Genomic DNA, 15,171 nt, shown 5'->3' on the forward strand with positions numbered 1-15,171 from the left:
CACCCGCATTCTGTCGGGCGCGCCGACTGCGGCAACAGCTGCTGCGGTTACGCTGACCTACACCGCGACCGACGCCAATGGCGCCGCCGCCACCCGGACCTTCACGGTCACCGTTAGCGATGGACCGACCCTGACCGCGCCGGCCGGCCAGGCCTACACGGTCGGCACAGCGATCACCGACCTGGAACTGCCGGTCGCCGCCGGCGGCACCATGCCCCTGACCTACACCCTGACCGGTCCATCGGGCGGCGCCCTGCCGGACGGACTGAGATTTGACCAAGACACCCGCATTCTGTCCGGCGCGCCGACCGCAAAAGGAACAAGCACACTGACCTACACCGTCACCGACGCCAACGGCGCCAGCGTTGATGCCGCCTTCACGGTCACCGTGGCCGCCGTGCCGGCGTTGACCGAGCTGGCCGGCCAGACCTACACGGTCGGCACAGCGATCACCGACCTGGAACTGCCGGCCGCCGCCGGCGGCACCGCGCCCCTGACCTACACCTTGACCGGTCCATCGGGCGGCGCCCTGCCGGACGGGCTGAGCTTTGACCAAGACACCCGCATTCTGTCGGGCGCGCCGACTGCGGCAACAGCTGCTGCGGTTACGCTGACCTACACCGCGACCGACGCCAATGGCGCCGCCGCCACCCGGACCTTCACGGTCACCGTTAGCGATGGACCGACCCTGACCGCGCCGGCCGACCATGCCTACACGGTCGGCACAGCGATCACCGACCTGGAACTGCCGGCCGCCGCCAGCGGCACCGCGCCCCTGATCTACACCCTGACCGGTCCATCGGGCGGCGCCCTGCCGGACGGACTGAGCTTTGACCAAGACACCCGCATTCTGTCGGGCGCGCCGACTGCGGCAACAGCTGCTGCGGTTACGCTGACCTACACCGTCACCGACCTGGAACTGCCGGCCGCCGCCGGCGGCACCATGCCCCTGACCTACACCCTGACCGGTCCATCGGGCGGCGCCCTGCCGGACGGACTGAGCTTTGACCAAGACGCCCGCATTCTGTCCGGCGCGCCGACCACAGAAGGAACAAGCACGCTGACCTACACCGTCACCGACGCCAACGGCGCCAGCGTTGATGCCGCCTTCACGGTCACCGTTAGCGATGGACCGACCCTGACCGCGCCGGCCGACCAGGCCTACACGGCCGGCGCAGCGATCACCGACCTGGAACTGCCGGCCGCCGCCGGCGGCACCGCGCCCCTGACCTACACCCTGACCGGTCCATCGGGCGGCGCCCTGCCGGACGGACTGAGATTTGACCAAGACACCCGCATTCTGTCCGGCGCGCCGACCGCAAAAGGAACAAGCACACTGACCTACACCGTCACCGACGCCAACGGCGCCAGCGTTGATGCCGACTTCACGGTCACCGTTAGCGATGGACCGACCCTGAACGCGCCGGCAGGCCAGACCTACACGGCCGACACAGCGATCACCGACCTGACCCTGCCGGTAGCCACTGGTGGTACCGCGCCCCTGACCTACGACCTGACCGGCCCGGAGGGCGGCGATCTGCCGGCCGGACTGAGCTTTGACAAAGACACCCGCATTCTGTCGGGCGCGCCGACCGCAAAAGGAACAAGCACACTGACCTACACCGTCACCGACGCCAACGGCGCCAGCGTTGATGCCGACTTCACGGTCACCGTTAGCGATGGACCGACCCTGAACGCGCCGGCAGGCCAGACCTACACGGCCGACACAGCGATCACCGACCTGACCCTGCCGGTAGCCACTGGTGGTACCGCGCCCCTGACCTACGACCTGACCGGCCCGGAGGGCGGCGATCTGCCGGCCGGACTGAGCTTTGACAAAGACACCCGCATTCTGTCGGGCGCGCCGACCGACCAGGCCTACACGGCCGGCACAGCGATCACCGACCTGGAACTGCTGGTAGCCGGCGGCGGTACGGCTCCCTTCACTTACACCCTGACCGGCCCGGAGGGCGGCGATCTGCCGGCCGGACTGAGCTTTGACCAAGACACCCGCATTCTGTCCGGCATACCGACCGCAAAAGGAACAAGCACACTGACCTACACCGTCACCGACGCCAACGGCGCCGTCGCCACCCGGACCTTCACGGTCACCGTGGCCCGCGCGGCCGCTGCTGATGCGTCCTTGCGCGGCTTGGCGCTGTCCGCCGGCGCCCTAACCTCGGCCTTTGCCTCAGACGCCATTAGCCATACCGCCCGCGTCGCCAATGCGGTGGATAGCATCACGGTAACGCCGACGCTCAATGACGCCAACGCCAGCGTCACGGTGGATGGCGAGGCCGTCGCCAGCGGCGAGGCCAGCGGCGCCATCAGTCTGGCGGTGGGCGAGACTGAAATCAAGGTTGTGGTAACAGCTGCGGACGCCACGACGGAGCGGACCTACACTGTTACGGTCACCCGTGTTGCCGCTGACGCTGCCGATGATGCGGCCTTGAGCGGCTTGGCGCTGTCCGCCGGCACCCTAACCCCGGCCTTTGCCTCAGACACCGCTAGCTACACCGTCGCCGTAGCCCGCGCGGCCGCTGCTGATGCGTCCTTGAGCGCCTTGACCTTGTCCGCCGGCGCTGTCCTGACCCCGGCCTTCGCCTCAGACGCCATTAGCTACACCGCCAGCGTTGGCAATGCGGTGACGAGCATCACGGTCACGCCGACGCTCAATGACGCCAACGCCAGCCTCACGGTGGATGGCGCGGCCGTCGCCAGCGGTGCTGCCAGCGGCGCCATCAGTCTGGCGGTGGGCGGGACTGAAATCAAGGTCGTGGTAACAGCTGCGGACGCCACGACGGTGCGGACCTACACGGTCACCGTGGCCCGCGCGGCTGCTGCTGATGCGTCCTTGAGCGGCTTGACCTTGTCCGCCGGCGCCCTGACCCCGGCCTTCGCCAATGCCACACTGACCTACACCGCCAGCGTCGGCAATGCGGTGACAAGCATCACGGTAACGCCGACCACAACCAGCAGCGATGCCAGCTTTGTCATAAGCGGCACCGCGGCAGACGCCAGCACAGCCTTGACGATCACCGATACGACTGTTTCCGGTCTAACAGTGGGCGCTAACGCCATCACCATTGAAGTCACCGCCGCCGATGGCACGACGACTGAGACCTACATCGTCACGGTCACCGTGGCCGCCGTGCCGATCACCGTTAACCCGGCCGCCCCGATCATCAGCGCCAGCCCCGCGACGCTGACCGCCACGGTAGGCACCGCCATCACGTCGGTGACCATCACCTCAAGCGGTGGCGCGGTGGCCAGCTACAGCATCAAGCCGATGATTGGCAATGGCCTGGAGTTTGACACGTCAACCGGCGCCATCTCCGGGATACCCACGGCGGCGGCAGATGCGGTCACCTACACCATCACCGCCCGCAATGCCGGTGGCACGGCCACCGCTACGGTGGCGATCACCGTCAATCCGGCCGTGTCCATAGTGACTATAACGGAAGCGAAGCGTTTGGGCCTACTTCCGCCGAGGACTGATGATAAAGGCAGTACCATTACCCTGCCGACCAGCGTACCGATGAATGTCAGGGCTGCTGATAATGGCGACTTCACCGTCACCTCCACCCTGAACGGCAATGATAAGAACCACGAGGTCACCGGTATCAGTTTCGGGAGCATCATCCTGACCGTAACCCCGGTTATCCTGCCAAGGGCGACCATTCAGGTATCCTATACTCCTGAGGGCACAGGCAAAATTACTGATATGTACGGCAACGCTTTATCTTCGTTCAGTGTAGCCGTGGTGAACATGGCGGTAGAGGTGGTGAACATGGCGGAGGGCGAATTTGCCGCGCTCAATGACATAATCCTGCCGCAAGTCGCGCGCGCCATGGCCGGCAGCGTCGTCAGCGCCATCGAGCGGCGGATTGGGCAGTCCGGGAGCGCGGCGCGCGCGCTTGCCGTCGGCGGGCAGCGCACTCTGGCAGGCGCACTCAGCACCCACGGCAAGGCCATGGCCGAAGACCGCCGCGATTTGAAGGAGATGCTGGCTGGCTCCGACTTTGTGCTGCCGTTGAACGCCGGCGATGGCGCGGCTGGCCGCTCCTCGGCGGTCTTCTGGGGTCTCGGCGAATACCGCAAGTTGTCTGGCGACAGCGTCGCCTTGGACTGGGATGGCGACCTGTCCGGCGTTCATCTTGGGGTGGATGCGCGCTTGGGAGACGACCTGCTGGTCGGCGTCGCGGCGTCGCGGATGCAGGGCGACTTCAACTATAAAGACGATAACGCCGGCGACCTGCTGGATTTGGGCAAGGGCGAATATGGCTTGAACATGACCAGCGCGCATCCGTATATCGGCTGGGGCGCTGGACAGTTGGATTTGTGGGCGACCGTCGGTTACGGTGAAGGCAAGTTGGAGAAAACCGAGAAGGGCAAGGCGATGCTGTCAAGCGATGTGGACTTGCGCACGGTCGGCGCGGGCGGCAGCGGCCAGTTGTGGGAGGTCGGGGCGAGCGGGTATCGGCTCAAGGGCGAAGCCATGCGGAGCGAGCTGGAAGTGAAGGGCGCTGCCGGGGCGGCGAAAGTGGATGCCGTCCGTCTGCGTGCCGCTTTGGAAGGGAGTCAGTCGCGCACGCTGTCGGCTGGCGGTCTGTTTGAGTCATCGCTGGAAGTCGGAGTGCGCTATGACGGCGGCGATGGCGAGACCGGCAGCGGGGCGGAGATAGGCGGCCGGCTGAGTTATCGCAATCCGGTCACGAGGGCAACCGTTGAAGTTCGGGCGCGGGCGCTGCTCGGGCATAGCGGCGGCTATGAGGAATGGGGAATTCAGGGGAAGCTGGCGGTGCAGCCCGGGGCTGATGGACAAGGTCTGTCGCTGAGCTTGGTCCCGAGTTACGGCGAGAGCGGCAGCGGCATTCAGGAGTTATGGCGGGATGGTTTGCTGGAGGATGGGGATGATAACGCCGCCGCCGACTACCGCGCGCGAGTGGAGGCCCGCCTGGGCTACGGTTTTGCCTTGCGCGAACGCGATGGCGTGCTGACACCATATGGCGAGATGACCCTCGGCGCGACCGACAGCTACCGCATCGGCCTGAACTGGAAGGCGGGTTCGCGGTTTGACCTGAACCTGGCGGGCGAGCGCAGCGAGAGCAACAGCGGCCCGACCGAGCATGCCATCCTGATCAAGAGCGAAGTGCGGTTTTAACCTTCGGCGTCAGCAGGCGGTCGCCGACCGGCGCAGGGTGGGCTGCGCCCGCCAATTCAATGGGAACATCAAACGGCAAGGAGTTCGGCGCATAGGCGCTGCTGGTGTTTTACAACGCCGAGCGGCCTCGCCAAGCCCTGGCCCTGCGCTCCCCTGTACAATCCCTGTTTATCAGCCACCCGGAGCGCCAGATGTTATGGACCTATACAAGAATGAGCAGAATGGATAATTCCGTGATATAATTGGTTTTGCAATTACTTAATTAGTCACTATTATTCTGAATATATCTCTTATTATAAATAGTATACTTAAGAAATCATGTCTATTACATTAACACAGGCTGCTGCCCAACAGGTGAGCACTCATCTGGCAACCCGTGGTCAAGGCATGGGTTTGCGTATAACCGTAAAAAATTCCGGTTGTTCCGGGTATGCCTATCAACTGGACTATGCGACAGAAATAAACAATATCGACAAGGTGTTTGAAAGCCACGGCGTGAAGGTTGTTGTGCAACAGGATTATCTTGAATTGCTTCAGGACATGGAACTGGATTATGTTGAGGATGGATTATCATCGGCATTTCATTTCAATAATCCTAATGTTACCGAGCAATGTGGATGCGGTGAGAGTTTTACGGTCAAATAATCTGGTACTGAAATTAAAACTAGAACCAGAATTATTTACGGCATAATTATTGCAGCAGAATTATTGACCGCGCAGTTCACTCTATTTGGTCATAACTGGGCCAATCCCCATGCTCATCAGGCGTTAATTCTTGAGCGATATTCAAGCGTTCATATTCAAGTTAATATTTTGAGCTAATGGCAGTGGCTTCTGTAAACGTATCTGTTCCGAAACAACCGGCATCCAGAGCGATGCCTATACAGAGCGTTGCCTTTTCAACACTTGGTTGTAAAGTCAATGTCTTTGAATCGGAATTGATGGCCGAAAAAATAGTTGGCGATCAATACCACCGAGTACACGCCGGCGAGCAAGCAGACCTTTATGTCATCAATACCTGCACTGTGACGGCTGAAGCAGATCGTCAAGCTAGGCAATTAGTCAGGCGAGCGGTGCGGCAAAATCCAGATGCCTGGGTGGTCGTTACCGGATGCTATGCACAAATGGACCCGCAAACTTGTGCTGAAATTCCAGGTGTTGATTTAGTGGTGGGCAACAGTCAAAAGTTGGATATTCCTGAATTGCTGGACGACCTGTATCAAGGAAATCTGCCATCCATATTATTGAAGGATATTGACCGGGAGATTAGTCTGCCCGATCAGTTGCTTCAGGGTTTTGCGGGACATAGTCGGGCCTTTGTGCAAATTCAGCAGGGTTGCGATCAGGGTTGCACATTTTGCATCATTCATACCGCCAGGGGCCCCAATCGGTCGTTCTCATCGGAAATGATCAAACGACAGTGCCAACGCCTGCTAATGAACGGCTATGGTGAAATTGTGCTTTGTGGCGTCGATATTGGCTCGTATGGCTCCGATTTCAAGGATAGCGAAATCGGCCAGGTCAACCTGTCGGCGTTATTGCGGTCGCTGCTTGAGATCAAAGGGGATCTCGACGGTGATTATCGGTTGCGGTTGAGTTCTATTGATCCGGCGCACATTACAGATGAATTTATTGATCTTTTAAGCAACAATTCCAGAATCTGTCCACAACTGCATTTATCCCTTCAAAGCGCCAATACCCTGATATTGAAACGAATGAAACGCCGTGCGGCAAAAGCGCTTATATACGATCGAATTGGCGCGCTGCGTGCTGCAGTTCCAGATTTGATTTTGAGTGCCGATATTTTGGTGGGTTTTCCGACAGAAAGTGAAAAGCGCTTCTCGGATACCTTGTTTGCTATACATGAACTCGAAATTGCCTATCCGCATGTGTTCCGTTATTCCCCCAGGCCCGCAACCCCGGCAGCAAGAATTCCTGCTCAGGTTCCAATGCTTGCATGCAAGCAAAGGGCAAAAGCGGCTCGCGAAGCAGGAAAAGAAGTTTGGAAAAGGGTGGCCAAACGTCAGATCGGCCAGCATAAAACAGTGCTTGTTGAATCGGCTAACGACAAGGCACACATTAACCCGGATTGGATGGTCGGTAGAGCAGCGAATTACTTTCCGGTTAAATTTCGAGATACATTTCCGGTTAAATCCAGTCGCCATGAATATCGCAGCCGGGAAGATCAAAGCCAGAAAGATCAAAAATGCCGTTGGGTGGATTTGGAAATTATCGGTGTGGGTGACAACACATTATTAGGCCGTAGATTGAGCTAAAAATTGCTGGCAATTGACCAATTAGCGCCCTTGAGATTAGTTCAGAATACTCATAAAGATACTCATAAAGATACTCAGGGATGTACAATCGGCTCTCGATTTTTACCTGACGTATTTTTTATTTAACATTTTTCATTTTGGAACTTTAAGTGGCTGTTGAACGTACTTTTTCCATCGTAAAACCAGATGCCGTCGCCGATAATAATATCGGCAGCATTTATCAGCGTTTTGAGGATGCGGGCTTAAATATTGTGGCATCACGAATGTTGCATCTCAGCCGTGAGCAAGCGCAACAGTTCTATGCCGTTCATAGTGAGCGTCCCTTTTATAATGACTTGATCAATTTTATGACATCCGGACCAGTGGTGGTGCAGGTTTTGGAAGGTGAAAATGCTATCGCTAAAAATCGTGAAGTGATAGGGGCAACAAATCCAGCAGACTCGGCACCGGGTACAATACGCTGGGATTTTGCTTGTTCAGTTGAACAGAATGCCGTGCATGGCTCCGATGCGCCGGAAACCGCAGCGGTCGAGATTGCTTTTTTCTTCGATGAAGCGGAAATTTGTCCTCGAACTCGTTAGCTTGCCGCCAGTTTGGAGGTCTAGCCTGAATGTCTGAAATGCAAAGCGCGTCCATCAATCTGCTGTCATTGGACAGATCCGCCATGGAAAACTATTTCCTGGATATGGGGGAGAAGAGTTTCCGCGCGAAGCAGTTGTTGCAATGGGTTTATCAAAGGAAGGTGACCCGTTTTCCGGAGATGACTGATATGAGTAAGACCTTGCGCCAAACGCTCCAACAAAATACTAATCTGGATTTACCCGAAATCGTTAGTCAGCAACGCTCAACCGATGGCACATTTAAATGGCTGCTCAAGCTCAAAGACGGCAACTGCATTGAGACCGTGTATATCCCGGAATATGAGCGCGGCACACTTTGTGTTTCTTCTCAGGTCGGGTGCGGCTTGAATTGCACTTTTTGTTCTACTGCGCGACAGGGCTTTAATAGAAATCTGGACGTGGATGAAATTATTTCTCAAGTATGGATTGCGAACAGCGTGCTGGAGTCGATTGGGTCGGAGTCGATTAAGAATAAACAGGAAAAGTGTTTTGTCAGCAATGTTGAGAATCAACGCCGACCGGTTACTAATGTTGTGATGATGGGAATGGGAGAACCGTTGCTCAATTTTGACAATGTTGTTTCTGCAATGCGATTAATGATGGATGATTATTCGTTTGGGTTGTCAAGGAGAAAAGTGACGTTGAGTACGGCCGGAATGATTCCTGCCATGGATCAACTACGGCAACAATGTCCTGTCAGCCTTGCAGTTTCTTTGCACGCTCCCGACAATGCCTTGCGCGACAAACTCGTGCCCCTAAACAAAAAATATCCGATTGGCCCGCTGCTTGATTGTTGCAGGCGATACGTTGGTGAGAACAATCGGCGACGGGTAACGCTTGAATACGTTATGCTAAAGGATATAAACGATAGCCCGGAACAAGCCAGGATGTTAGCGAAAATTCTCAGCCAGGTGCCAGCCAAAGTTAACTTGATTCCATTTAATCCGTTCCCCCAAACCCGGTTCGAGAGATCGGAAGCAGAAACCATCGATCGTTTTCGTGATGCTTTATTGGCTAAAAATATTTTCACGGTGACGCGAACAACCCGAGGCGACGATATTGATGCAGCTTGCGGGCAGTTGGTGGGTGATTTTGTGGATCGGACCAGTCGGTCAAGGCGGATGCAACAGCAAACCGGGGTGTTTTCGTGAACCATGCGAGTTGTGAATTTGCAATCTGTAAATTTGCGAGCCGTGAATTTGACATGGCAATTTCGATTGCCCGCAATCGGATACGGCTTATCATGCCTACATGTTAAATAGTAAATTGGAGTCTTCTTAAATAAAGAATCACGATGTCAAAGTCAGCCGCAGATTTATCTTCAGGCACGCCTTCCGTTGTCACGCCCGGAAAACTGTTTGAACGCAAACGAAGAGAAAATGGATGGACCAAAAAAGAGGTGGCTGAAGCATTGCTGTTATCGACCAGTCAGGTTGAGGCGTTGGAAAATGATGAATATGACAAGTTGCCAAGTGCTACTTACATTATTGGATACTGGCGGAGCTACGCGAGTTTACTCAAAATTGATGCTTCAAAATCAATCGAATTTCACAAAAATAATCTTGAGGGGTCTGATTCCACCATTGCATTGGACGCTCACCACCAACGCGACCATAGCCAACATGAAAAATACAGAAAAAAAACTGCATTGCTTTTTTGTTTGTTGTCGGTGATATCCCTGACAGGAATATGGTATTGGCAAAATCCGGATGACAACCCCATAAATCAATGGATTGAAAATCAATCGAATCGCCAATTGCCCAGAATAAATGCTGATAATGGAGATAATCAAAGGCAGTCTGTAAACCATGAGGCAACACCTGTAACTGCCCTGGAATCGGATCAATATTCCATCATCGCATTACCTGAACCTAATTTTGCTGATCAATTTTATACTGACCAATCAGCAGTGTCAAAAAATTCAGAAGGACAGTTGAACAATGAAGACAGCGTAATAGTTGAAAACGAAATTGAACCTGATGACGTTTTTGCAGCGCAGGAACAAGAAGTTGAGGAAACCCAGATTGAGTCAATTCAAGCTTCGATTCAATCCATTGAAAATTCAAGTGAACCCCCAGGTGAATATCCGCAGGCAGCTGAAACCCCGGCGGCGGATTCCCCGAGCTGGATATTCTTGAAGGCAGAAAAACACACATGGTTAGATGTGCGGGATGTTACCGGCGAAAAGCTGATTTACCGTACTGCGAATATTGGTGAAGCCATACAGTTGTATGGGCAGCCTCCATTTTATGTGTTTGTGGGCGCTGTCGATGGGGTATTGGTTGAATATTTGGGTGAATCTATTGAGTTGGAATCCGACGACGGTATTTTTGCGCGCTTTCAGGTGGGTCGAGGCGAGTAAGCAGCGCATGTTTATTCAGAGCGCGTTTCTATGACCGATAGAATTCAGGCCGTTCGCGGTATGAACGATTTGCTGCCTGATGAAATTGATATCTGGCAGCACGTGGAATCTGTGTTACGGGAGATCGGATGGCAATACGGGTATCAGGAAATTCGTACACCCATGTTGGAAAAAACCGCATTATTCAAGCAATCCATTGGCGACCAAACGGACATCGTCGAAAAAGAAATGTACACCTTTACGGATGGCGGGAAAGAAAGTCTGTCATTGCGGCCCGAGGCTACCGCCAGTACGGTACGCGCATGCATCCAGCATGGAATAGTGCACAATCAGCAACAACGCATTTGGTATATGGGGCCTATGTTCCGTCGCGAACGCCCTCAAAAAGGGCGCTATCGGCAATTCCATCAATTTGGCATCGAGGCTTTTGGGTGGGCTGGGCCAGATATTGATACTGAAGTTATTCGCGTTGGCGAGCGCATCTGGAAAAATTTAAATGTTGAAGGCATAACGCTGCAGATCAATACACTGGGTTCGACTAAGTCACGGCAAGCCTATCGCATTGCTCTTCAAAACTTTTTAAAAGATCATCTCGGACAATTAGACGATGACAGCGTTCGCAGACTGGAGAATAATCCTTTGCGTATCCTGGACAGTAAAATACCTGAAACCCAGGAAATTTTAGTGAATGCCCCCCATATTCTTGAGTATCTGGAGCCATCGGAAAGAAGTCATTTTGACGGGTTATGTGAATCGTTGGAAGATTCTGCCATCGGTTATACTATAAATTCGAAATTAGTACGCGGGCTTGACTACTACACCGGTACGGTTTTTGAATGGAACACCGAGCAGCTGGGCGCACAGAGTGCGGTTTGCGCTGGCGGCAGATATGATTCTCTGGTTGAACATCGCGGCGGCAAACCCACACCTGCGATTGGTTTCGCCATGGGAATGGAAAGGCTAATTGAGCTGGTTGCTAATCAGGGTAATAATGAAAATCGCCAACGAAACGTAATATACTTGATAGATGTTACAGAATCGGCGAACGCCAGTTCCGGGATTATTGCGGAACAACTGCGAGATAACGGTCATCGGGTGATTAGTCATTGCGGTGGGGGTAAGCTGAAGTCTCAGTTAAAACGCGCCGATCAATCCGCGGCTGTCATCGCTTTAATTATGGGCCAGTCCGAGTGCTTGGCCGAGTGCTTGGCCGAGCGCCAGGCAAACGTTGTTCAGGTGAAGCATTTGCGTGACAATATCGACCAGCACGAAATTCCCATAGATGATTTAGTGGCATGGTGCAACGCCAACATACTATAAAATTCAAAATTTATTTAATAAGAGATCGTAATGGCAGAAGATAAATTACCTCAATTTGCTGAAGACGACAATGTCGTCAGAGCCAGAGCGTTTTGGAATGAAAATGGAAAGTCCATCGTAGCGGGGGTTATTATTGGGCTGGGAGGCATAGTTGGATTCAATTACTGGAAAAGTTACCAACAAACCGAGGGGGAAAATGCATCAGTTTTATTCGATCAATTGAGGTTCGGTCAGACTGACAATGACATTGACATGGGTCCAGTGGCCGATGAGTTGAAGGAAAAATACTCATCCACAGCATATGCGGACTTGGCAGCATTTTCGATGGCAAAACAATTTGTCGAAAAAAATGACCTCGAATCTGCGGCGCATGAGCTTAATTGGGTGATGGATAATTCACAAGATTCAGGATTCCGGCATATTGCGAGATTAAGGTTGGCTTCGGTGGTGCTGGCTCAGGAAACCCCTGATAAAGGACTGGAAATATTGGCGATAACGGATAAAGGCGGTTTCGAATCGCGGTACCATGAGTTAACCGGGGACGCTTATGCGCAACGAGGCCAAGGCGGAGATAACCAGGGCGGAGATAGTGAACGAGCCAGGATTGAATACCAAAAAAGCTTGGAAACGTTGCCTGTCGGTTCTTCCCACGCCGGGTTCATTCAGTTAAAGCTGGATAATGTCGGAGAAAGCCAATGAATAAATATCTGATCCTGGCGATTGTCGCCCTGGCGCTGGTGTCGGGTTGTAAGAGTAAGCAAGAAAAGGAATCCCTTTGGGGGGTCTATCAGGAGCCCATCAAACCCAATGCATTGCCTAAGGACAGCGGCGTACACGAATTACAAACCTTGTGGAAAAAAAATATTGGCGGCGGCGCCGCCATCGGTTTCGCCCTGCTGAAGCCGATTTATTACAACGGCAACATATACGTTGCCAACCGCACCGGCAAAGTGTTTAGTTTTGATTCGGAAACCGGTGCCGTACAATGGACGCAAGATCTGGAAACGCCGATTTTTTCTGCGATTGGGGCAAATGACAATTTTGCGGCTGTTACCCATGATAATGGTGATGTTACTGCGTTAAATACAAATGATGGTTCGGTCGCCTGGAATACTTCGATCAAACGTCAAATTTCAGCCGTTCCGGTTATCGGCAAACAGCGCGTTCTTATTCGCACAGCGGATGGCTTGATTATAGGCATTGATATGCATACCGGAGACATTGTCTGGCGGATTAAAAAAGCCACTCCTGGATTGAGCGTGCATGGCGATTCTATGCCGGTGATCACTGGAGACGCGGTTTTGGCAGGCCTATCGAGCGGCAAGTTGATTGCCAATAGTGTGATCAATGGCAGGGATTATTGGGAAACCGAAATTTCGTTTATTCGGGGTCAGGACGAGTTGGAAAGACTGACCGATTCAGATACGGCCCCAATTGTTCAAGGCACGACAGTATATACCGCAACGTATCAAGGCAGCGTGGTCGCTTTGCAGTTACAAAATGCTGCGGTCAATTGGCGTACAAAAATTTCCACTCGATTGCCGATGTCGATTTCACAAAAATATCTTTTTGTCACTGGAGAACTCGGCGATGTGATCGCATTGAATATTAATGACGGCAGCATGGTTTGGGAACAGCAGGCATTTCGTGGTCACGGAATCAGCCAGCCAGTGGTATTAAATAATCGCGTAATTGTGGGTGATTCAAGCGGCAGAATTCACACTCTGGATATCGAAACCGGGAATCTGGTAGAAAGCAAGAAAGTGGTGTCTGGCGCTGTTGTTGGCATTATCACCGGAGATTCGCAAGTGGCAGTATTCTCGTCTAAAGGCAATATTTCTACATTAACATTGTAGAATTTTTGGCTGGTTACGTTGACCAGCCGCTAAAAGTTTGCGTTCCATCTAACCCGCGCAATTTTGAATTTCCTGATTAATTATGCTCCCTGTACTCGCATTGGTGGGTCGCCCTAACGTCGGTAAGTCAACTTTATTTAACAAGTTGACTCGCTCCCGGGATGCGTTGGTTGACGACCAACCTGGGGTAACCCGAGACCGATTATACGGACCAGGTCGAATCGGAAATAAACCTTATCTAGTGGTTGATACGGGTGGCATAGAGGGTGAGGGGGATGAAGGGGATTTTACATCTCTGGTAAAACAGCAAGTGGACCAGGTCATCGAAGAGGCGGAAATTGTTTTGTTTCTGGTTGATGCCAGTGAGGGAATGGTCCATCAGGACAAGGAAATTGCGATGCAGTTGCGGCAAAGCGGCACGGAGATTTGTCTACTGGTGAACAAGACTGAAGGCGTTGCATCAAGTTTGGCAACTTCAGAATTTCAGGAACTGGCATTAGGGAATCCCATCGCCATATCGGCAAAACGAGGCGATGGCGTAGAGCGCCTGATTACGCAAGTAATGAAGGTCATGAAGAACCATGCCGAGATAGAAGATGAATATGCTAAGCACACGCCGAAGATTGCGATTGTGGGAAGACCTAACGTAGGGAAATCCACGCTGATCAATAAACTTGTGGGTGAACATCGGGTAATTGTCAGCGATATTCCGGGGACAACCAGGGACAGTGTGCACATCCCCCTCGTTGTTGACCACAACAAGTACGTATTGATTGATACCGCCGGCGTAAGAAAAAAATCAAAAGTCGATGAGGTCATTGAAAAGTTCTCGGTCATAAAAACGTTGCAGGCCATTGAAACTTGCCACGTTGTGTTGCTGGTTGTGGACGCTTCAACTGAAATCGGCACTCAGGACGCCGCCATAGCCGGGATGGTCAGCGATTTTGGTCGCTCCATCGTCATCGTTGTAAACAAATGGGATGGGCTGAGTATTCGGCAGCGAAACAAGATTAAACAAGAGATAAAAAACAAACTTTCCTTTCTCCCATATCCAGAAATGATTTATATATCAGCCCTGCATGGTTCGAACATAATTGAAATTATGCCGGCTGCGCGACGAGCCTATGATTCCGCCATGATTAGCATAGCAACATCCAGTTTGAATCGAACCCTTGAAAACGCCTTAATCCAAACCCCGCCGCCCATGCACAACCAGCGATCGGTACGGTTGAAATTCACCCACCAGGCAGGAAAAAACCCACCAGTAATCGTTATACATGGCAATCTGGTGAATACCATACCGGTTTCTTATCAGAAGTATTTGTCCAAATTTTTCGCCAAAGCCTATCACTTAGTGGGCACGCCGGTGCGAATCATACCCCGAGTCAGTGAAAATCCATTTAGGTCGCGCAGTTTTAAATCAGGCAGTCTTAAATCAGGCAATCCAGCGCATATCGTGTTTAAAAAACGCTCGGGACGAAGGCGAAAATTGTAAAAAAATCAATCAAAGGATCAATTACACATATCGATTTTTACGTTTTAGCAACCATAGGCACGGCAAAACTACCGCATT

10 protein-coding genes are annotated in these 15,171 nt (G+C 53.1%); all 10 read left to right on the plus strand.

Going from position 1 to position 15,171, the window contains the following annotated elements:
- The first annotated feature begins 10 nt into the window (after positions 1 to 10).
- Positions 11 to 5,164 (plus strand): putative Ig domain-containing protein, encoded by a 5,154-nt coding sequence (locus tag ACPXXB_RS04430; RefSeq protein WP_423910951.1) that lies wholly within the window; start codon positions 11 to 13, stop codon positions 5,162 to 5,164.
- 318 nt (positions 5,165 to 5,482) lie between these two features.
- A complete protein-coding gene (locus ACPXXB_RS04435; RefSeq protein ID WP_423909823.1) occupies positions 5,483 to 5,809 on the plus strand; it encodes a HesB/IscA family protein in 327 nt (108 codons plus the stop codon).
- Between the two features lie 230 nt (positions 5,810 to 6,039).
- On the plus strand, positions 6,040 to 7,440 hold the full coding sequence (gene mtaB / locus ACPXXB_RS04440) for a tRNA (N(6)-L-threonylcarbamoyladenosine(37)-C(2))-methylthiotransferase MtaB (RefSeq protein WP_423909826.1): 1,401 nt from the start codon (positions 6,040 to 6,042) through the stop codon (positions 7,438 to 7,440).
- A gap of 149 nt (positions 7,441 to 7,589) precedes the next feature.
- Positions 7,590 to 8,021, plus strand: a complete 432-nt coding sequence (gene ndk, locus ACPXXB_RS04445; RefSeq protein WP_423909829.1) for a nucleoside-diphosphate kinase — start codon at positions 7,590 to 7,592, stop codon at positions 8,019 to 8,021.
- Positions 8,022 to 8,059: 38 nt separating this feature from the next.
- On the plus strand, positions 8,060 to 9,211 hold the full coding sequence (gene rlmN, locus ACPXXB_RS04450; protein ID WP_423910954.1) for a 23S rRNA (adenine(2503)-C(2))-methyltransferase RlmN: 1,152 nt from the start codon (positions 8,060 to 8,062) through the stop codon (positions 9,209 to 9,211).
- Positions 9,212 to 9,354: 143 nt separating this feature from the next.
- On the plus strand, positions 9,355 to 10,422 hold the full coding sequence (locus ACPXXB_RS04455) for a helix-turn-helix domain-containing protein (protein WP_423909831.1): 1,068 nt from the start codon (positions 9,355 to 9,357) through the stop codon (positions 10,420 to 10,422).
- 30 nt (positions 10,423 to 10,452) lie between these two features.
- Entirely contained in the window at positions 10,453 to 11,742 is a 1,290-nt protein-coding gene (gene hisS, locus ACPXXB_RS04460) for a histidine--tRNA ligase (RefSeq protein WP_423909834.1), read from the plus strand.
- Between the two features lie 30 nt (positions 11,743 to 11,772).
- On the plus strand, positions 11,773 to 12,441 hold the full coding sequence (locus ACPXXB_RS04465) for a YfgM family protein (protein WP_423909837.1): 669 nt from the start codon (positions 11,773 to 11,775) through the stop codon (positions 12,439 to 12,441).
- The gene (bamB, locus tag ACPXXB_RS04470) at positions 12,438 to 13,598 is read left to right on the plus strand and encodes an outer membrane protein assembly factor BamB (protein WP_423909840.1); all 1,161 of its coding nucleotides are present in this window, start codon (positions 12,438 to 12,440) and stop codon (positions 13,596 to 13,598) included. Before ACPXXB_RS04465 ends, bamB begins: the two co-directional genes overlap by 4 nt.
- An 82-nt stretch (positions 13,599 to 13,680) precedes the next feature.
- Complete coding sequence (gene der, locus ACPXXB_RS04475) at positions 13,681 to 15,093, plus strand: ribosome biogenesis GTPase Der (RefSeq protein WP_423909842.1); 1,413 nt, start codon at positions 13,681 to 13,683, stop codon at positions 15,091 to 15,093.
- The last annotated feature ends 78 nt before the right edge of the window (positions 15,094 to 15,171 follow it).

Source organism: Candidatus Spongiihabitans sp., assembly GCF_965237845.1.
Taxonomy (GTDB): domain Bacteria; phylum Pseudomonadota; class Gammaproteobacteria; order Arenicellales; family Poriferihabitantaceae; genus Spongiihabitans.

What these genes read in the sequence shown, in the direction of transcription:
- bamB (WP_423909840.1), top strand. Translation starts at nt 12,438, where the DNA reads ATGAATAAATATCTGATCCTGGCGATTGTCGCCCTGGCGCTGGTGTCG.
- rlmN (WP_423910954.1), top strand. Translation starts at nt 8,060, where the DNA reads ATGCAAAGCGCGTCCATCAATCTGCTGTCATTGGACAGATCCGCCATG.
- ACPXXB_RS04435 (WP_423909823.1), top strand. Translation starts at nt 5,483, where the DNA reads ATGTCTATTACATTAACACAGGCTGCTGCCCAACAGGTGAGCACTCAT.
- der (WP_423909842.1), top strand. Translation starts at nt 13,681, where the DNA reads ATGCTCCCTGTACTCGCATTGGTGGGTCGCCCTAACGTCGGTAAGTCA.
- hisS (WP_423909834.1), top strand. Translation starts at nt 10,453, where the DNA reads ATGACCGATAGAATTCAGGCCGTTCGCGGTATGAACGATTTGCTGCCT.
- ACPXXB_RS04465 (WP_423909837.1), top strand. Translation starts at nt 11,773, where the DNA reads ATGGCAGAAGATAAATTACCTCAATTTGCTGAAGACGACAATGTCGTC.
- mtaB (WP_423909826.1), top strand. Translation starts at nt 6,040, where the DNA reads ATGCCTATACAGAGCGTTGCCTTTTCAACACTTGGTTGTAAAGTCAAT.
- ACPXXB_RS04455 (WP_423909831.1), top strand. Translation starts at nt 9,355, where the DNA reads ATGTCAAAGTCAGCCGCAGATTTATCTTCAGGCACGCCTTCCGTTGTC.